The 19,707-nt window shown below is 71.8% G+C and carries 6 protein-coding genes; 4 read left to right on the top strand and 2 right to left on the bottom strand.

Annotated elements, in window-relative coordinates; all coding sequences use genetic code 11:
* The coding region (locus ACNFOC_RS32070) for a non-ribosomal peptide synthetase (RefSeq protein WP_416962553.1) at positions 1-13,927 on the bottom strand (13,927 nt) is incomplete at its 3' end.
* 257 nt (positions 13,928-14,184) lie between these two features.
* Between ACNFOC_RS32070 and ACNFOC_RS32065 the strand changes: the two genes are divergently transcribed.
* Genes ACNFOC_RS32065 through ACNFOC_RS32055 form a run of 3 tightly spaced genes read left to right on the top strand, consistent with a single transcriptional unit; the run spans position 14,185 to position 17,160 of the window.
* Complete coding sequence (locus tag ACNFOC_RS32065; protein WP_416962554.1) at positions 14,185-15,180, top strand: FecCD family ABC transporter permease; 996 nt, start codon at positions 14,185-14,187, stop codon at positions 15,178-15,180.
* Entirely contained in the window at positions 15,177-16,259 is a 1,083-nt protein-coding gene (locus tag ACNFOC_RS32060) for a FecCD family ABC transporter permease (protein ID WP_416962552.1), read from the top strand. Before ACNFOC_RS32065 ends, ACNFOC_RS32060 begins: the two co-directional genes overlap by 4 nt.
* A gap of 4 nt (positions 16,260-16,263) precedes the next feature.
* On the top strand, positions 16,264-17,160 hold the full coding sequence (locus ACNFOC_RS32055) for an ABC transporter ATP-binding protein (protein ID WP_416962551.1): 897 nt from the start codon (positions 16,264-16,266) through the stop codon (positions 17,158-17,160).
* Positions 17,161-17,245: 85 nt separating this feature from the next.
* Here the strand turns inward: ACNFOC_RS32055 and ACNFOC_RS32050 are convergent, their stop codons facing one another.
* Positions 17,246-18,199, bottom strand: coding sequence for a methionyl-tRNA formyltransferase (locus ACNFOC_RS32050; RefSeq protein WP_416962550.1), 954 nt, complete (start codon positions 18,197-18,199; stop codon positions 17,246-17,248).
* A gap of 83 nt (positions 18,200-18,282) precedes the next feature.
* On the opposite strand from ACNFOC_RS32050, the gene ACNFOC_RS32045 reads away from it, so the two are divergent.
* Positions 18,283-19,602: a lysine N(6)-hydroxylase/L-ornithine N(5)-oxygenase family protein gene (locus tag ACNFOC_RS32045; protein ID WP_416962549.1), complete on the top strand. Its 1,320-nt coding sequence runs from the start codon at positions 18,283-18,285 to the stop codon at positions 19,600-19,602.
* Positions 19,603-19,707 lie beyond the last annotated feature (105 nt).

Below are 19,707 nucleotides of genomic sequence, written 5' to 3'. Positions count from 1 at the left end.
GGGTGAGGGGCAGCGCGTCGAGGGTGACGTAGGCGGCGGGGACCATGTGGGCGGGGAGGACGGCGGATGTGTGGGCGCGGATCGCCTCCACAGCCACCGGTCCGCCGTCGCCGGCCGGGACCACGTACGCCACCAGGCGCTGTTCCCGGACCACGACGACGGCGTGCGCGACGGAGGGATGGGCGGTCAACGCGCCCTCGATCTCGCCGGGTTCGACGCGGAAGCCGCGTACCTTCACCTGGTCGTCGGTGCGGCCGAGGTACTCGATCGAGCCGTCGGCGTTCCAGCGGGCCAGGTCGCCGGTGCGGTACATGCGGGTGCCCGGGGTGCCGTACGGGTCGGCGACGAACCGCTCGGCGGTCAGGCCGGGCCGGTCGAGGTAGCCGCGGGCGAGCTGGACGCCCGCGAGGTACAACTCGCCCGGGACGCCCGGCGGGACGGGGCGCAGACCGGCGTCGAGGACGTAGGTGCGGGTGTTCCACACCGGGCGGCCGATCGGCACGCTCGTCGCGTCGGGGCCGATCACCACGGCCGTCACATCGACCGAGGCCTCGGTCGGGCCGTAGAGGTTGTGGAGTTCGGCGGTGGTCAGGACGTCGTGGAAGCGGTGGGTGAGGGCGACGGGCAGGGCCTCGCCGCTGCACATCACGCGGCGCAGGCCGGTGCAGTCGGCCGCGGAGGGCTCCTCCAGGAAGAGTTGGAGCATGGAGGGCACGAAGTGGACGGTGGTGACACCCTGTTCGCGGATCAGCTCCGCCAAGTAGGCCGGGTCGCGGTGGCCTTCGGGGCGGGCGACGACCAGGGTGGCGCCGGTGATCAGCGGCCAGAAGAACTCCCACACCGACACGTCGAAGCTGGACGGCGTCTTCTGGAGCACCCGGTCGGCGGCCGTCAGACCGTACGCGTCCTGCATCCACATCAGCCGGTTGACGATGCCCTCGTGCGGGACGACGACGCCCTTGGGGCGGCCGGTGGAGCCGGAGGTGTAGATGACGTACGCGGGGCTCGACGGGTCGTAGGACGTGGGGAGTCGGCCCTCGGGGCCGGTCGGCAGGGTGTCGCGGACTACGTGCACCGGGCGGGCGTCCTCGACCATGAGGGCGAGGCGCTCCTCCGGGTAGTCCGGGTCGAGCGGAAGGTAGGCGGCACCGGCTCGGTGTACGGCGAGCAGGGCTACGACGAGTTCGAGTGAGCGCGGGAGGGCCACGGCCACGGTCTGCTCGGGGCCCGCACCGAGTGCGGCCAACACCCCGGCCGTGCGCTCGACTTGGGCGTCCAGCTCCGCGTACGTCAGCCGCTGCCCCTCGAAGACGAGAGCCGTCGCGTCGGGGGTGCGGGCGGCCTGGGCGCGGAAGAGTTCCGGGAGGGTGGTGGGCGGAACGGGGTGGTCGGTGGCGTTCCACTCCCCCAGGACCAAGGCGCGTTCGGCGTCGGCCAGGAGGTCGAACTCCCTTACCGCACGGTCGGGTTCGGCCGCCGCGTGGTCCAGCAGGCGTGCCATGCGGCCGGCGATGCGTTCCGCGGTGCCGTGGTCGAAGAGGTCGGTCGCGTACTCCAGGAGCAGGACCACCCGGTCGCTGCCCGTCTCGTCGACGAAGGTGAAGTGCAGGTCGAACTTGGCCATGCCGGTGTCCATGTCGAACCACTCGGTCGCGAGGCCGAGCACGTCCGGGTCGCCGTCGGGGCGGTGGTGGTAGCCGAGCATGACCTGGAAGAGCGGGTTGCGGCCGGCCACGCGGGGCGGGTTGAGGGCCTCGACGACCCGGTCGAACGGCAGGTCCTGGAACTCGAAGGCGGCGAGGGACGATTCCCGTACGCGGCCCAGGAGTTCGCGGAAGGTCAGCTCGTCGCCGGACACGTCGGTGCGCAGCACCAGCGTGTTGACGAAGAAGCCCACCAGGTCGGCGAGTGCCTCGTCGGTGCGGCCCGCGATGGGGGCGCCGAGCGGGATGTCCTCGCCCGCGCCGAGGCGGTTCAGGAGTGCCGCGGTAGCCGCCTGGAACAGCATGAACATGCTGGTGCCGGTGGCTCCCGAGAGGTCGCGCAGGGCGTGGCCGGTGGCGGTGGGCAGTTCCAGGCGGACCTTGCCGCCGTGGCCGGTCGGTTCGGCGGGGCGCGGTCGGTCGGCGGGCAGGGCGAGTTCGTCGGGCAGACCGCGCAAGGCTTCGGCCCAGTGGGCGAGTTGGGCCTCGCCGGTGCGGGCGAGCAGGTCGTCCTGCCAGAGGGTGTAGTCGGCGTACTGCACCGGCAGCGGCGCCCACTCGGGCGCACGGCCTTCACGACGGGCCGCGTAGGCGGTGTCTAGGTCGGCGAGGAAGGGGCGGTCGGACCACTCGTCGGTGGTGATGTGGTGCAGGACCACGGCCACCACGTGCTCGTCCACGCCGAGCCTGAACACCTCGCCGCGCAGGGGGAGTTCGGTGGTCAGGTCGAAGGGGCGGCGCTGGGCGGACTCGATCAGCGCGGGCAGTTCGCCCTCCGCGCAGTCGACGATCGTGAAGGCGGGGTTCGCGTCCTCGACCGGAACGACCCGCTGGTACGGCTCGCCCTCGTGCGTCGGGAACACCGTCCGCAGCGCCTCGTGGCGTCCGGCGACGTCCCGCAGGGCGGCGGTCAGGGCATCGGTGTCGAGGGTGCCGCGCAGTCGGAAGACCAGCGGGAAGTTGTAGGCGACACCGCTGCCGGTGATCTCCTCGACGAGCAACAGCCGTCGCTGGGCGGCCGAGAGCGGGATGCGGTCGGGCCGGTCGGCGACCGGGGTCACCGCCGGGCGGGCCGGGCTCGCCTGGTCGGCGCGGCCCGCGAGCAGCGCCGGGGTGGGGGCCTCGAAGAGGTCGCGGATGGCGAGTTCGGCGCCGAGTTCGGTGCGGGCGCGGCTGACCAGCCGGGTGGCGAGGAGTGAATGGCCGCCCAGGTCGAAGAAGTTGTCCTCGGCGCCGACCTCGGGGAGTCCCAGCACCTCGGCGAACAGGCGGCAGAGCACCTCTTCCTGCGGGGTGCGCGGGCCGCGTCCGCCGCCGAGGGCGACGGCGGGTTCGGCGTCGGGCAGGGCGCGGACGTCGAGCTTGCCGTTGGCGTTCATGGGCAGGCCGTCGACGGTGACGAAGGCCGACGGGACCATGTAGTCGGGCAGTTCACGGCCCAGGTCCTCGCGCAGCCGCCGAACCAGCGCGCTCGCCTCGCGGGCTGCGGTGGGGTCGTTGGCGTAGGGGTGGGTGCCGCCGCCGGGACGGAACAGGCCGCCGGTGACGCGTAGTTCGGACGACTTCAGGAATACGGCGTCATAGGTCCCCGTCTCCCCCGACCAGGTAGTCAACACCCGGTAGCCGGCCGCCGTGCCGAGTTCGTGCAGGTGCTCGGGGTCGACGCCTGTCTCGGTCGTACGGCCGTCGGGGATGCCGGTGAAGCGGAGCGCCTCGGGCCGTTCGCCGCGCGGGCGTTCACCGGCGACGCCGGTCGCGGACCAGTTGCCGGCGAGGAGTTGACCGATCGCCTCGGCCGACGACCAGTCGCCGCGCAGGAGTTCGCCGATGGTGTTGCCGGTGGCCCAGTCGACGGACGGGATGCTGTCCAGGCGTACGTCCGGGTCATCGGCGTAGAGGACGACGTCGTAGCGGTGGCGGGACAGTTCGTTGTGGTGGTGGGCGCGCTTGGTACGCAGGTCGACGCCGTAGCCGAGGGTGGTGAAGTAGTCGGGGTCCACGAGGAGTTCCTTCTCCAGGCGCAGACCGCGTTCCACCGCCCGCTCCAGGTCCGCCTCGGCGGTGCCCCGGGTGCGCTGGATCTCCGTGTGGAAGGTGCCGGCGAGCCGCAGGTTGCGGACGTCGCCGACGAACAGGGCGCCGCCGGGTGCGAGCAGTTCCATCGCGCCGTGCAGCACGGCGGTCAGGTGGTCGATGCTCGGGAAGTACTGGATGACGGAGTTGATGACGATCGTGTCGAAGTAGGCGAACGGCAGACCGCTCAGATCCTCGGCCGGGCGGCAGCGCAGTTCGACCTTGGACGCGAGGGCTGGGTCGCGCCGTACTTCCTCGCCGATCTTGCGGATGACGGGCGCGGCGAAGTCGGTTGCCCAGTACGCCTCCGCGTCGGGGGCGAGCCGGGACAGCAACAGGCCGGAGCCGACGCCGATTTCGAGGATGCGGCGGGGCTTGAGGGAGCCGATGCGGGCGAGGGTCGCCTCGCGCCACTCGTGCATCTCCTCGAAGGGGATGGGCTGTCCGTCGTAGGAGCTGTCCCAGCCGTCGTACTGCTCGGTGAAGACGGCGGTGCCGATCTCCTCGTACTCGTCGGAGTAGATCTCCTGCCACTCCCCCACCTGCGCGGCCTCGGCGGCGGTGCGTTCGGCGGAGTCGGCACCGGAGGGGACGACGTAGCCGACGAGGCGTTCGTCGCGGACGACGACGGCGGCCTGGGCGACCAACGGGTGGCGGCTGAGGGCGGTTTCGATCTCGCCGGGTTCGATGCGGTAGCCGCGGATCTTGACCTGGTCGTCGGTGCGGCCGAGGAAGTCGAGGTTGCCGTCGGCGTTGCGGCGCACCAGGTCGCCGGTGCGGTACATGCGCTCGCCGGGCTCACCGAACGGGTCGGCGACGAAGCGCTCGGCGGTCAGCGAGGGCCGGTCCAAGTAGCCGCGGGCCAGGCCGATTCCGGCGATGTACAGCTCGCCGGGGACGCCCTCGGGCACCGGGCGCAGCCAGGCGTCGAGGATGTGGGCGCGGGTGCCGCGGATGGGCTTGCCGACGGTGGGGGTGTCGCTGTCGAGGGTGCCGCCGCCGAGGGTGTTGATGGTGTACTCGGTCGGCCCGTACAGGTTGTAGCCGTACGTCCCCTCGGTGTCGCGCAGCGCCGTCCACACCGTTTCGGGGACGGCCTCGCCGCCGAGCAGGACCAGCGGCGGGACGTGGCCCTCCAACAGGCCCTGTTCGATGAGGAGTCGGGCGTAGGTGGGGGTGACGTTGACGACGTCGACGCGGTGGCGTTCGCAGTAGGCGACCAGCGCCTCGGCATCACGCCTCAACTCCTCGTCGCAGACGTGCACTTCGTGGCCCTCGACCAGCCAGAGCAGCTCCTCCCACGACATGTCGAAGGCGAAGGACACGGTGTGCGCGATGCGCAGCCGTCGCCCGCCGGCCGAGGCGATGGCGGGCTCGAAGATCTCCTTCTGGTGGTTCAACTGCATGTTCGTCAGGCCCCGGTAGGGGGTGACGACGCCCTTGGGGCGGCCGGTGGAGCCGGAGGTGTAGATGACGTAGGCGGGGTGTTCGAGGCTGAAGCGGCGGCGCACCGGAGTGTCCGGCTGACCCGCCAACTCCCTCTTGGTCTCGGGGTCATCGAGCAGGACGCGGGTCATCTCGCCGTCCAGCGTGGCCGATACGGCCGTGGTGCTGAGCAGGAGGAGCGGGCGGGCGTCGGCCAGCATCAGGGAGAGACGGTCGGCCGGGTGGTCCAACTCCAGTGGCAGGTAGGCCGCTCCGGTGCGCAGGACCGCGAAGAGGGCGACCACCATGTCGAGGGAGCGCGGCAGCGCGAGGGCGACGACCTTCTCGGGGCCCGCGCCCCGGTCGATCAGCAGCCGGGCCATCCGGTTGACGGCCGCGTCGAGTTCGGCGTACGTCAGGGTGCGCTCGCCGAAGACGAGGGCCCGTTCGTCCGGGGTGCGTTCCGCCTGCGCGGCCAGCAGGTCGGCGATGGTGTCCTCGGGGTCGGGGACGCGGCTGGCCGCCGACTCCCGCCGTAGCGCCGCGTGTTCGGCGGGCAGGAGCGGGTCGAGGGAGCCGACCGGTGCCGTGAGGTCGGCGGTGAGGCGGTCGACGAGGAGCGCGAAGCGGTCGAGGAGGGCCTGCGCTTTCCCGGTCGGGACGAGGTCGGGGCGGTGGGTGAGGGTGACGCCGATCTCACGGCCCGGGGTGATGACGAGGTTGGCCGGGTAGTGGGTGGCGTCGACGTTGGCGACGGCCGTGGCGCCGTGCCGGGTCCTCAGGTCCGCCAACCGCTCCTCGGTGTCGTTGTTGCGCAGCACGAACAGCGTGTCGAAGAGCTTGCGGTGCCCGGTCTCGGCCTGGAGCACGCCGAGGCTCAAGTGCTCGTACGGCATGAGGTCGAGGCGTTCGCCCTGGATGCGGCCGAGCAGGTCGAGGACCGGCTCGGCGGGGTCGAGAGCGATGCGGGTCGGGACGGTGTTGAGGAACAGGCCGATGATGTTGCCGACGTCCGGAACCTCGCTCGGGCGGCCGGCGACGGTCGTACCGAACACGACGTCGGCGCGGCCGGTCGCGGAGGCGAGGGTGAGTCCCCAGGCCGCGTTGAGGATCGTGTTGAGGGTCAGGCCGTGGGCCGGGGCCAACTCGCGCAGTCGGTCGCCGAGTTCGGCGGGCAGGCGTACGTCGAGCTGGTCGGGGATGACCGGTTCGAGACCGTCGGTCGCGGTGGGGGCGAGCAGCGTCGGCTCGTCGAGTCCGGCGAGCGCGGTGCGCCAGGCGGCCGTGGCGACGGAGTCGTCCTGCTCCTCCAGCCAGGTCAGGTAGTCGCGGTAACTGCCGGGCTCGGGGAGGGAGTTCGCGTCACCGCCCCTCTCGTAGAGGGCGAACAGCTCGTCGAGGAACAGCCACGCCGACCAGCCGTCCCAGAGGATCAGGTGGCGGCCGATGACGAGGCGGTCGCCGCGCTCCGCGCCGAGGCGGAGCAGGAGCAGCCGGAAGAGCGGGGGTGCGGAGAGGTCGAAGCGGCGGTTGCGTTCGGCGTCCGTCAACTCCTGGAGGAGTACGTCCTGTTCGGCGGCCGGGAGGAGCGAGAGGTCGACCTCTTCGAGGGGGATCTCCGGGTCCTCGACGATGAACTGCACCGGCTGGTCGAGACCGTCGCTGGTGAAGCCCGCGCGCAGGCCCGGGTTGCGGTCGAGGAGAGTACGGACGGCGGCGCGCAGACGGGTGGTGTCGAGACGGGTCGCGAAGTCGAAGGTCTCGTGGACGGTGTAGACGTCCAACGCGCCCTCGTCGTACGCCGAGTGGAAGAACAGGCCCTCCTGGAGGGGGGCCAGCGGCCAGACGTCGGCGACGGTCTCCGGGGCGGCGACGGCGCGGACGCGGGCGTGTTCGGCGGCGGTGAGGGTGAACGCCTCGGCGGGGGCGGCGAGGTTGACCGTGGTGGCGGTGGCTGCCGTCGCGAGGGCGGCGGGCGTGCGGTGCGTGAACACGTCGCGCGGGCTCAGGTCCAGGCCGGCCGCGCGGGCCCGGCTGGCGACGCCGATGGAGCTGATGCTGTCGCCGCCGAGGCGGAAGAAGTCGTCGTCGGGGCCCGCGTCCTCGATGCCGAGGACGGCCGCGAAGATCTCGGTGAGCTGCCACTCCAACGGCCCTGCGGGTGACCGGCGTTCGGCACGCTCGGCCTCGGGGGCGGGCAGCGCGGCCTGGTCCAGCTTGCCGCTCGGGGTGAGCGGGAGGTCGGCGAGGACGACGTACGCCTCCGGGACCAGGGGCGCGGGCAGCGCGTCCGCGAGGGCGGTGCGCAGCTCGGCCGGGTCCACGGTTGCTCCGGCGACCGGGACGGCGTAGGCGACGAGTCGCTGGTCGCGGATGACGACCGCGCCCCGGGCCACGTCCGGGAGGCGGGTCAACTCGGCCTCGATCTCGCCGAGTTCGACCCGGTTGCCGCGGAGCTTGACCTGGCGGTCGGTGCGGCCGAGGTAGTCGATCGTGCCGTCGGGGCGGCGGCGTACCAGGTCGCCGGTGCGGTACATGCGGGCGCCGGGCTCGGTGGCGTACGGGTCGGCGACGAAGCGGTCGGCGGTGAGCGCGGGGCGTCGGTGGTAGCCGCGGGCCAGTTGGACGCCGGTGAGGTACAGCTCGCCGGGCACACCGTCGGGGACCGGGCGCAGGCACGAATCGAGCACGCGCAGGCCGGTGTTCCACACGGGTCGGCCGATGGGCACGGTGGTGTCGGGCGTGCCGTCGTAGGCGTGGTACGTCACATCGACGGCGGCCTCGGTGGGGCCGTAGAGGTTGTGCAGCGGGACGCCGGTCAGCTCGCGCCAGCGGTGGGCGGCGGACCCGGACAGGGCCTCGCCGCTGCTGAACACGCGGCGCAGGCTGCCCGCCCACGCGGGGTCGGCGGTGACCTCGTCGGAGGCGAGGAACGCCTCCAGCATCGACGGCACGAAGTGCATCGTCGTGACGCCCTCGGCCCGGATGAGGCGGGCCAGATAGGCGGGGTCGCGGTGTCCGTCGGGGGCGGCGAGGACGACGGCGGCGCCCTCGCACAGCGCCCAGAAGAACTCCCACACGCTCACGTCGAAGCTGGACGGTGTCTTCTGCAACACCCGGTCGTCACCGGTGAGTTGGTACTCGTCCTGCATCCAGGCCAGCCGGTTGCCGATGGCGCGGTGGGTGACGACGACGCCCTTGGGGCGGCCGGTGGAGCCGGAGGTGTAGATGAGGTAGGCGGGGTCGTCGGGGCGGGCAAGGTCCGGCGCTCCGCCGAACAGGGCCTCTTCGCCCTCCGCGTCCACGCGCAGCACATCCAGGCCTTCGACCGAGGGCAGCCGGTGCGCGTCCCGTTCCGTCGTGACGACCGTCGTCGCCCCCGAGTCGGCCAGCATGTACGCGAGCCGCTCCGCCGGGTAGTCCAGGTCGAGCGGCAGATACGCGGCCCCCGACTTCAGGACACCCAGGAGCGCCACCATCAGCTCCGCCGAGCGGGGTACGGCGACGGCGACGAACCGCTCCCGGCTCGCACCCTTGGCCCGCAGCCGAGCGGCCAACTCCTCGGCCCGAGCGTCCAGTTCGGCGTAGGTCAGGGCCGTGCCGTCGAAGACGACAGCCGGCGCGTCCGGTGTACGGGCGACCTGCGCGGCGAACGCGGCGGCGAGCGTCGTGGCCGGAACCGGCCGGGTCTCGCCCGCCGGGTGGGCCGTGGCCGACTCGTCCGGGGTCAGCAGGTCGAGGTCGGCAATCCGGGCCCCGGGGTCGTCCGCCAGCGCGTGCAGGATGAGGGTGAGCCGGTCGGCGAGGGACTGTACGGCGTCGGCGTCGAGGCGGCGGGCGTGGTGCTTGAGGCGCAGGTCGAGGCGGCGGCCGGGCTTGACGATGAGGGCCAGCGGGTAGTGCACGGCATCGTGGAAGGCGTGGCCCGCGACCGTGATCGTGCCGGTCGGGTCGGTGATGCCGGGGGCACCCTCGCCGCCGGGGTAGTTCTCGAACACGACGAGGGTGTCGAAGAGTTCACCGTCGCCCGCGTGTCCGGTGGCGCGCTGGATGTCGGCGAGGCCGAGGTGCTGGTGGTCGAGAAGGGCGCTCTGCTCGTCCTGGAGCCGGTCGAGGAGCGCGCCCAGGGTGTCGCCCGGAGCCCAACGCAGCCGGGTGGGAAGGGTGTTGATGAACAGGCCGATCATCGACTCGATGCCGTCGACCGCGGCGTCGCGTCCGGCCACGGTGGTGCCGAACAGCACGTCCTCGCGGCCCGTCATCCGGCCGACGAGCAGGCCCCAGGCACCTTGGACGAGCGTGCCGAGGGTGACTCCGCGTTCGCGGGCGCGGGCGGCGAGCCGGGAGGTGACCCGCTCGGTCAACTCGACGCGGATCTGGGCGGGTTCGACGGGTCCGGCGGGCGCGGGGGCCTCGACGAGCCGGGTGGGCTCGTCGACTCCGGCGAGCGCCGCGCTCCAGGCGGCTCGGGCGGCCTCGCGGTCGGCGCCGGCGATCCGGCGGAGGTAGCCGCGGTACGGGGCGACTTCGGGGAGAGGGGTCGGGTTCTCGCCGTAGAGAGCGAGGAGTTCGCGGTGCAGGACCGGCAGGGACCAGCCGTCCGCGACGATGTGATGGAACGTCAGGACCAGGCGGCTGCGGTCCTCGCCGAAGCGGATGAGGGCGCAGCGGATCAGCGGCGGGCGGGCGAGGTCGAAGCGGTGGGCGCGTTCGTCGGCGGCGACGGCGTCGGCGAGGGTGCGGCGGACCGTGGTGTCGTCCTGGGCGGCCAGGTCCACTTCGCGCCAGGGCAGTTCGAGGCCGGACGCAATGAGCTGCACCGGGCGGCCGTCGGGTGTCTGGCGGAAGCAGGCGCGCAGCGGGGCGTGCCGGTCGACGAGCCGCTGTGCGGCCTCGCGCAGCAGGGTGCCGTCGACCGGTCCGGTCAGCTCGATGACCTGCTGCACGACGTACGCGTCGAGTTCGGCGCCGTCCACCAGCGCGTGGAAGAAGAAGCCCTCCTGGAGCGGGCCGAGGGGTAGCGCCTCCTCGACGGTGACGGGGAACTCGCCCTGTACAAAGGCGAGTTCGTCCTCGCTCAGCGTCTGCCACGGGGTGTCTTCCGCGCGTTCGGCCGTACCGGTGCGGGCGACCGTGGCCAGTTCGGCGACCGTACGGTGGCGGAAGACGTCTCGCGGGGTGAGTTCCAGGCCTGCCCGGCGGGCCAGGATGAGGAGTTGGACGGCGACGATGCTGTCGCCGCCGAGCGCGAAGAAGTCGTCGTCGACGCCGACCGAGGGCACCTTGAGCGCCCGTGCGTACAGGTCGCACAGCAGCTGCTCGCGGGCCGTCCCGGGCGCCCGGCCCGTACTCGGCAGGCGGGTGAGGTCCGGGACGGGCAGCGCGGCGGCGTCGAGCTTGCCGCTGGGGGTGACGGGCAGCCGGTCCAGCGGGACGAACGCGGCCGGGACCATGTAGTCGGGCAGGTACTCGGTGGCGTGCGTCCGCAGCGTCCCCATCAGGGCGTTGACGTTGCGGAAGGGCGCGGGACGGTTGGTGAGCGGGTGGCCACCACCGGGGCGGTAGCGGACGAGCACCTGCCCGTCGTCCCCCTCGGGAGCCAGTACGGCGTCCAGACTGCCGTCCTCCGCGCCCCCGTTCCAGGTCAGCGCCACCGCGTAACCGCGCCGCTCGGCGATCTCGTACAGGGATTCCGGATCCACCCCGTACGATCCGGCGGCCGGCCTGCTGCTGTCGTCGAGGGTGCCCAGCGCGGCAAGGTCGTCGGCGAGGCGGGAGTTGGGGATACCGGTGATCCGCAGGCGGTCCGGGCGTCCGGCGAGCAGCTCGTCCAGCGCCTGGACCGAACCGAGCGCGGGCCAGGGCGACTCGGGTGTCTCCTCCGACACGTCCTGCCGCGGTCGGAGTACGACGTCGTAGCGATAGCGGGTGAGTTCGTTGTGGTGCGTGCCGCGCTTGACGCGGATGTCGGCGCTGAGGCCGTCGAGGCTCGTGAAGTAGTCGGGGTCGACGAGGAGTTCACCCTCCCAGGCGACCGCCCGGTCCACGGCGGCGCGCAGCGCTTCTTTGTCGCCGTCCGCCTCGTCCCGTACCCGCCCGCTCTCGACGGCCGCGCTCAGGGTGCGCAGCAGTCGCAGGTTGCGTACGTCGCCGACGAACACCGCGCCGCCGGGGGCGAGGAGGGCGGCCGCGTTCCGGAGTACGCCGGTGAGGTAGTCCCCACCGGGGAAGTACTGGATGACGGAGTTCACGACGATCGTGTCGAAGTGGCCCTCGGGCAGGCCGGTGAGGTCGTGCGCGGGGCGGGCCAACAGGGTGACGCGGTCGGCGAGTTCGGGGACGGCGGACACCTGGGCGTCCAGGGCGCGTACGGCTTCCTCGGAGAGGTCGGTGCCCCAGTACTCGGCGCAGTCCGGGGCGAGCCGGGACAGCAGCAGACCTGAGCCGACGCCGATCTCCAGGATGCGGCGGGGGCGTAGCGCGCGGATGCGGTCGAGGGTGGCCTCGCGCCACTCGCGCATGTCGGCGAGGGGGATGGGCAGGCCGTCGTACATGCTGTTCCAGCCGGCGAAGTTCTCCTCGAAGCCGTCCGATCCGGCGGCGGAGTAGAGGAGTTCGTGCAGGTCCTTCCACTCGGCCACCCCCTCGTCGGGAGTCGGCTCGGCGTCCAGCGAGGGCACGACGTAGGCGGCGAGGCGGCGTTCGCCGGGGCGGTCCTCGCGGACGACCACGGCGGCCTGGTCCACCGACGGGTGGGAGCGCAGGACGGACTCAATTTCGCCGGGTTCGATACGGAAGCCGCGGATCTTGACCTGGGTGTCGACGCGGCCATGGAATTCGAGGCGGCCGTCCGTCTTCCAGCGGACCAAGTCGCCGGTGCGGTAAAGGCGTTCGCCGGGTGCACCGAAGGGGTCGGCGACGAAGCGCTCGGCGGTGAGGGCGGGGCGGCCGAGGTAGCCGCGGGCCAGGCCGGCGCCGCCGAGGTAGAGCTCTCCCGTGACACCGGCGGGGACCGGGCGCAGCCGGTCGTCGAGGACGTAGGCGCGGGTGCCGGGGTCGGGGACGCCGATGGGCACGATGGTGCCGGGCGGGGTGTCCGGGTCGCACAGGCCGAGGGTGGAGTTGGTGGTGGCCTCGGTCGGGCCGTAGGCGTTGAACATCATCCGGCCGCGCGCGTACCGGCCGACCAGCTCGGGCGATACGCGTTCGGTGCCCGCCAACAGGGTTGCATCGGGCGGGAGTTGGACGTCCTCGGGCATGGCGGCCAGCAGCGCCGGCGGCAGGATCATGAAGGTGATGCCGTGCTCGTCGGCGTAGTCCGCGAGGGGTGCGCCGGGGACGCGGCGGTCGGCGGGGACGACGACCAGGCGGCCGCCGGAGAGCAGGCCGAGGCACAGGTCCCAGAACGCCACGTCGAAGCTGGGCGAGGCGAACTGGAGGACCCGGCTGTGCGGGCCGATCCCGAAACGTTCCTGCTGGGTGGCGACCAGTTTGGCGACGCCCGCGTGGGAGAGGACGGTGCCCTTGGGGCGGCCGGTGGAGCCGGAGGTGTAGATCACGTAGGCCGCGTGCGCGGTCGTCAACTCGTCGGCGGTGGCGGGACCTTGGGACGGGAGCGCGGCCAGCTCCGCCACCGTCTCCGGGGCGTCGAGGACCAGCGGGTCGAGATCCGGCGGGAGGTCGGGGGCGATCTCCGCGGTGGTGACGAGGCAGACCGGGCGGGCGTCGGCGAGCATGTAGGCGATGCGGTCGGCCGGGTAGTCGGTGTCGACCGGCAGATAGGCCGCGCCCGACTTCAGGACGGCGACCTCGGCGACGATCATCTCGGCCGAGCGCGGTACGGCGAGCGCCACGACCCGCTCGGGACCCGCGCCCCGGGCCACCAGAGCGTGCGCCAACTTCGAGGCGCGGGCGTCGAGTTCGGCGTAGGTGAGGCGGACGTCCTCGTGGATGAGGGCGATCTCGTGCGGGCGGGCGGCGACCTGGTCGGCGAACATGTGCGGCCAGGTGAGCGCCGGTACGTCGTGCTCGGTGTCGTTCCAGCCGTGCAGGATGCGGTGCCGTTCGTCCGCGCCGAGGAGTTCGAGGTCGGCGACCGGGGTGTCCGGGCGGGCGACGGCGTCGGCGAGGAGCGTGCCGTAGTGGCCGAGGATCAGGTCGACGGTGGCGGGCGAGAAGAGGTCGGTGCGGTAGTCGGCCGACACCTCGCCGTCGCCCTCCCCTCCGGCCTCTCCGTCGGTCACGGTCAGCGCCAGGTCCAGCGGACCGCTCGCGTCCCAGGGGTCGGGGCCGAAGCCCGTGGCGCACAACAGGCCGCCGCCGCGCAAGGGTTCGGGGGCGAGGAGCCGTAGCAGCTCGATGGTCGGCAGGTGGTGGGCGGCGGCCTCCGCGCGAACGGACGTGATCTGGTCGCGGAGTTCGGTGAACGATGTGTCGCCGTCGATCGTGACGCGCAGCGGGAGGCCCTCGTGCGCCACCGCCGTCTCGGTGGCCGTCGTACCGCCGTAGCGGTGCAACAGGGCGACGAAGGCGGTGAGTTGGGTGAGCGCGTCGGCTGTCACGGCGAGGGCTACCGCGCGTCGCGCGCGGGAGACCGCGCCCTCCCCGCGTGGCGGACGGGGGAAGTCCAGCGGCAGGGACGTCTCCGGTACCGGTGACGCGAACCGCCGTCGCCAGAAGTCGTTCGTCGCCGTTGCCTGTGCCGAAGAAAGCGTGTTGCCCGCCACAGCTGCCCGTGCCTCCCAATGCGTGTGGAACGGCTCAGCGGAGCCGCGACCGCTCGCATAGTAAGGTAAGCATTGCCTTACTTGATAGACCCACCCCGGAACCCCAGGTCCATGTCACAGCCGCTGAGGTTATGCTCACCTAAGCTGCTGGAGGGGCCGTCCAGTGGTCCGCCAACAGGGCTCCAGAGCACGGAAGATGATCCGGAAGACGACATGGAGACCGGCACGTGGCTTCAGGCAGAAGGCTTCGCACCACGGTGCTGGTGACACTGATCGTCACCCTCCTCGTCCTGCTGTCCCTGCTGTCGGTCGCCCTCGGCGCGCTCAGCGTCCCGCTCGACCAGGTCGTGCGCTCGGTCCTCGGGCATCCGCCCAGCCGCCTCGTCGACAACGTCATCTGGTCGGTCCGCGTGCCCCGCACCCTGCTCGGCCTGACGACGGGCGCCGCGCTCGGCCTGTCCGGCGCGCTGATGCAGGCCCTGACCCGCAATCCGCTCGCGGACCCCGGGATTCTCGGGGTGAGCGCCGGGGCGTCTTTCGCGATCGTCATGGCGGTCGGGGTGTTCGGCGTGGTCTCGCTGTACGGCTATGTGTGGTTCGCCTTCGGCGGGGCGCTCGTCGCGAGCGTCGTGGTGTTCTTCCTCGGGCGGATGGGCCGATCCGGGGCCACACCGGTCAAGTTGGCGCTCGCCGGGGTCGCCATCACCTCGCTGCTCCAGTCGTTCACGAGCGCCGTCGTCCTCACCGACCAGGACGCGCTGGACCGCTACCGCTTCTGGTCGGCCGGCACCCTCGCCGACCAGGACTCCGGCGAACTGGTGCGCATCCTGCCCTTCCTCGCCGTGGGCGCGGTCCTGGCCCTGGCCTGCGCGCCCGCCCTCAACAGCATGGCTCTCGGCGACGACGTGGCCGCCTCCCTGGGACGGCGGCTCGGTCTGGTACGGCTCCAAGGAGTCACCGCCGTCGTGCTGTTGACCGGTGCGTCGGTCGCCGTCATCGGTCCCGTGGTCTTCCTCGGTCTGGTCGTCCCGCACATCGCGCGGGTCCTCGCGCAGTACGCCGGGATCGGCCCCGACTACCGCTGGCTGCTGCCGCTCTCGGCCGCGCTGGCGCCCCTCCTGCTGCTGTCCGCCGACATCCTGGGCCGGATGGTGGACCGCCCGACCGAGATCCAGGCCGGTGTCCTCGTCGCCTTCCTCGGCGGCCCGTTCTTCATCGTCCTGGTCCGCCGCCGGAAGCTCGCGGAGGTATGAGCGTGCCCACACCCGTTGCCGCTCCCCCGCGAACCACCCTCGGCGACCGCCCGTTCCGGCTGACCGTGCCTCCGGTGTCCGGCGTGCTGCGTCCACGCCTGCTCCTCACGGGAGTTGGTGTCGCTCTCGGCGCGTTCCTGCTCTTCTGCTGGGGTCTGACCATCGGCGACTATCCGGTGGCCTTCACCGACGTCATCAGGGCCCTGTGGGGTTCCGGCGACGCGGGCACGGTCATCGTCGTCCAGGATCTACGGCTGCCACGCGCCCTGGTCGGACTGCTGGTCGGCGTCGCGTTCGGGGTCTCCGGGGCCGTGTTCCAGACGATGACCCGCAATCCGCTGGCCAGCCCCGACATGATCGGGCTCACCGAGGGCGCCGGAACTGCCGTCGTGGCGGCGGTAGTGCTCGGCTGGACCGGCGGACTCGGGCTGTCCACGCTGGGGTTGCTCGGCGCGCTCGCCACCGCGCTCCTCGTGTACGCGCTGGCGTGGAAGGGCGGGGCCACCGGATACCGCATCATCCTCGTCGGCATCGGCGTGTCCTGGATCTGCTCCAGCGCCACCAACTTCCTTGTGGCGCGCGGCAGTCGGTTCGAGGCGGAGGCGGCCCTCGGCTGGCTGGTCGGCAACCTCAACGGCCGGACCTGGAACCAGGTGGACTCCCTGGCGATCGCCCTGACCGTGCTGCTGCCGGTCACCCTGGGCATGGGCCGCTGGATGCGCACGCTCATGCTCGGCGACGACGTGGCCGCCGGACTCGGCACACCCGTCCAACCCGTCCGGCTGGCCCTGCTGTTGGCGGGGGTGGGCCTGGTCGCCTTCGGTACGGCGGCTGCCGGGCCGGTCGCCTTCGTCGCGCTGGCCTGCCCGCAGATCGCCCAGCGGCTGGCGGGCACCTCGTCGCCGCCCCTGCTCGTCTCCGGTCTCGCCGGCGCCCTCGTCGTCCTCGGCTCCGACCTCCTCGCCCGCGAGGCGATCCCGGGGACGGAACTGCCGGTCGGGATCGTCACCGGCGCCCTCGGCGCGCCGGTCCTGCTGTGGCTGCTCATCCGCGCCAACCGCGCGGGCTCTGGAGGCTGATCGCATGTCGACCACTGACCCGCGCGAGTCCGAATCCCCGGCAAGCGCCCCTCAATCACCCGCTTTCGGCCCCGAGTTGCGGGCACGTGATCTTCATCTCGCCTACGACGGACGGCCCGTGGTCGAGAACCTGAACCTCACCGTGCCGACCGGCCGGATCACGGCCATCGTCGGCGCCAACGCCTGCGGCAAATCGACCCTGTTGCGGGCACTCGCCCGGCTACTGGCCCCGCGCCAGGGAGTCGTGGAGCTGGACGGCGTCGCGCTGCGCTCCGTCCCCACCCGCGAACTCGCCCGCAAACTGGGCATCTTGCCGCAGACGCCGGTGGCGCCGGAGGGGCTGACCGTCCTCGACCTGGTCGGCCGCGGCCGTTCCCCGCACCAGACCTGGTGGCGCCAGTGGTCGGCGGCCGACGAGGAAGCCGTGCACGCCGCCCTCGAAGCGACCAGCCTCACCGACCTCGCCGAGCGCCCGGTCGACGAACTCTCCGGCGGCCAGCGGCAACGCGCGTGGATCGCCATGGCCGTCGCCCAGGGCACCCCGGTCCTGCTCCTCGACGAGCCGACCACCTATCTCGACCTCGCCCACCAGATCGACGTACTCGACCTGATCACGGACCTCAACCGGCGTGAGGGCCGCACGATCGTGATGGTGCTGCACGACCTCAACCAGGCCTGCCGGTACGCCGATCACGTCATCGCCATGAAGGGCGGCCGGATCGTCGCCGAGGGCGCGCCCGCCGATGTCGTCACCGAGGCCACGGTCGAGGACGTCTTCGACCTGCGCTGCCGGATCACACCCGATCCGGTCAGCGGCACGCCGTTGGTGATACCGCTGGGGCGGCACCACCACGACGGCACGACCCCGGCCGGGCAGCCGGGTGTCTCCGAAAAAGTGTGACACTTTCGCGAGAAGTGTCACACTTTTCCGAACCCCTCCTCCTGCCCCACCGCCGAAGTCCGCCGGCCGACGTGGGGCCGTCCGATCAGGGCCGGGACGTCAAGTACCCGCCCATCGTGCGGAAGTAGTCGCCGGCCGCGTACTCGGTGCCGTCGTCCGTGCGCACCCGACGCACCAACAGCCCCCGGCCGCGCCCGGTGTGGGCCTCGGGGCCGGCCACTATGACCACGCCATCACCCTCGCGGATGAAGATCCGGCCCGGGGTGCCGCCGTAGCGTCCCTCCGAGACGGCCGCGGAGACGATCCTGAGCCGCTCACTGCGATGGAAGGCGTACGCGTTCGGGTACGGGTCCGACTGGGCCCGTACGAGGCGCTCCAGGCGTTCCGCGGGCCAGCTCCAGTCGATGCGGCTGTCCTCGGCCGAGCGCTTGTGGAAGAAACTGGCGCGGCCGCGGTCCTGCGGCACCCACTGGCCGGCGTCGCGGCCGGAGGCGATGAGGTCGAGCGACTCGCGCACGATGGGCGCGATGAGGTCGACGGTGCGGTGGAACAGGTCGGTCGCCGTGTCGGTGGGCCCGACCGGCACCGAGCGCTGGATCAGGACGTCCCCGGCGTCGAGTTCGCCGTTCATGCGGTGCGCGGTGACGCCGACGCGCGGCTCGTCGTTCAGGAGCGCCCAGATGATCGGCGAGAAGCCCGCGTACGACGGCAGCAGCGAGTCGTGGACGTTGAGGGTGCCGTGCGGCGGGAGGTCGAACAGCTCCGGCGGCAGCCAGGTCCGCCAGTTGTTGGCGACGATGATGTCCGGCCGCGCTTCCCGTACGGCGTCGAGGAGTTCGGCGTCGTCGGGGCGGTTGCGCAACAGGACGGGGACGTCGTTCTTCTCGGCGAGTTCGGCGACGCTGTCGTCCCAGATCTTCTCGTAGGCGTGCTCACTTTTCGGGTGGGTGACGACGGACACGACCTCGTGGTCGGAGTCAAGCAACGCCTGAAGCGTGCGGTGACCCCAGGTCTGATAGCCGAGCATGACGACCCGCATGACGGTCCTTCCCTTCAACGACTCATTGCAAGGTAAGCCTTACCTTATCTAGCATTGGGCTGCCTGAGGGAGGCGATGCCACGGTGAAGTCACCGCTACTGGATTCCGAAGTGGTCCACGACATACTCGGAATCGGATTCGGTCCGTCAAATCTCGCTCTGTCCATAGCGGTTGAGGAGCACAACAAGAGCCTTCCGGCAGACAGCCGTCTCAACGCCCTGTTCCTGGAACGCCAGCCGCGCTTCGGCTGGCACCGGGGCATGCTGATCGACGACGCCACGATGCAGGTGTCGTTCCTCAAAGACCTGGTCACACTGCGGAATCCGACCAGCGACTACAGCTTCCTCTGCTTCCTGCGCGAGCAGGGCAGACTGATCGACTTCCTGAACCAGAAGACCCTGTTCCCGCTGCGCGTGGAGTTCCACGAGTACTTCGAGTGGGCGGCCGAGCGGGTCTCCCACCTGGTCTCCTACGGCAGCGAGGTCGTCTCCGTCGACCCGGTGCGCGGCGACGACGGCGAGATCGCCTTCTTCGACGTCACCAGCCTCGATCCGTCGGGTTCCGGTACGACGACCCGGCGGGCCCGCAACATCAGCGTCGCGATGGGTCTTGAGCCGCACGTTCCGCCGGGTCTCGAACTGGCCGAACGCATCTGGCACAACAGCCAGTTGATCCCCCGCGCGACCGAACTGGCCGACGCGGGCCAGCCGGTGCGGCGCGCCGTGGTGCTCGGCGCCGGGCAGAGCGCCGCCGAGGCGGTGGACTATCTGCACCGCACCTTCCCGGACGCCGAGGTGTGCTCGGTGTTCGCCAAGTACGGCTACACCCCGGCCGACGACAGCCCGTTCGCGAACCGCATCTTCGACCCGGAGGCGGTGGACGTCTACTTCTCGGCCCCCTCCGAGGTCAAGCAGTCGCTGATCGACTACCACCGGTCCACCAACTACTCCGTGGTCGACATGGAGTTGATCGAGGCCCTGTACGCCACCGCGTACCGGGAGAAGGTGGCCGGACGTGAACGGCTGCGCTTCCTCAACGTCTCCCGCATCCGCGCCGTCGACGCCGCCTCGGACGGCGGTCTCGACATCGCCGTGGAGTTCCTGCCCACCGGCGAGAAGCAGGTGCTGTCCGCCGATGTGCTGGTGCTCGCCACCGGTTACCGTCCCCGCGACCTGAGTTCACTGCTCGGCGAGGCGGCGAAGCTCTGCCTGCGGGACGACGGCGACGAGGTCCGCGTCGGCCGGGACCACCGGGTCGAGACGGTCCCCGAAGTCACCGCGGGCCTCTACCTCCAGGGCGGCACCGAGCACACGCACGGGCTGACCAGCACGCTGCTGTCGACGGTGGCGGTGCGGGCGGAGGAGATCCACCGGTCGGTGCAGGCGGCGAAGTTGCCCGTCTGACGCCCCACGACTCCCCGGGCCCGGAGGGTACGGTCCCTTCCGGGCCCGGGGTTTTTCTGTGCTCGCGTCTTTTCTGTGCCGGGGCGTGATCTTACGCGTCCGGGG

The organism is Streptomyces colwelliae, from assembly GCF_048158785.1.
Taxonomy (GTDB): domain Bacteria; phylum Actinomycetota; class Actinomycetes; order Streptomycetales; family Streptomycetaceae; genus Streptomyces.
Note: the sequence above shows the minus strand (reverse complement) of the source record. Positions and strands in the feature narration are given on the sequence as shown.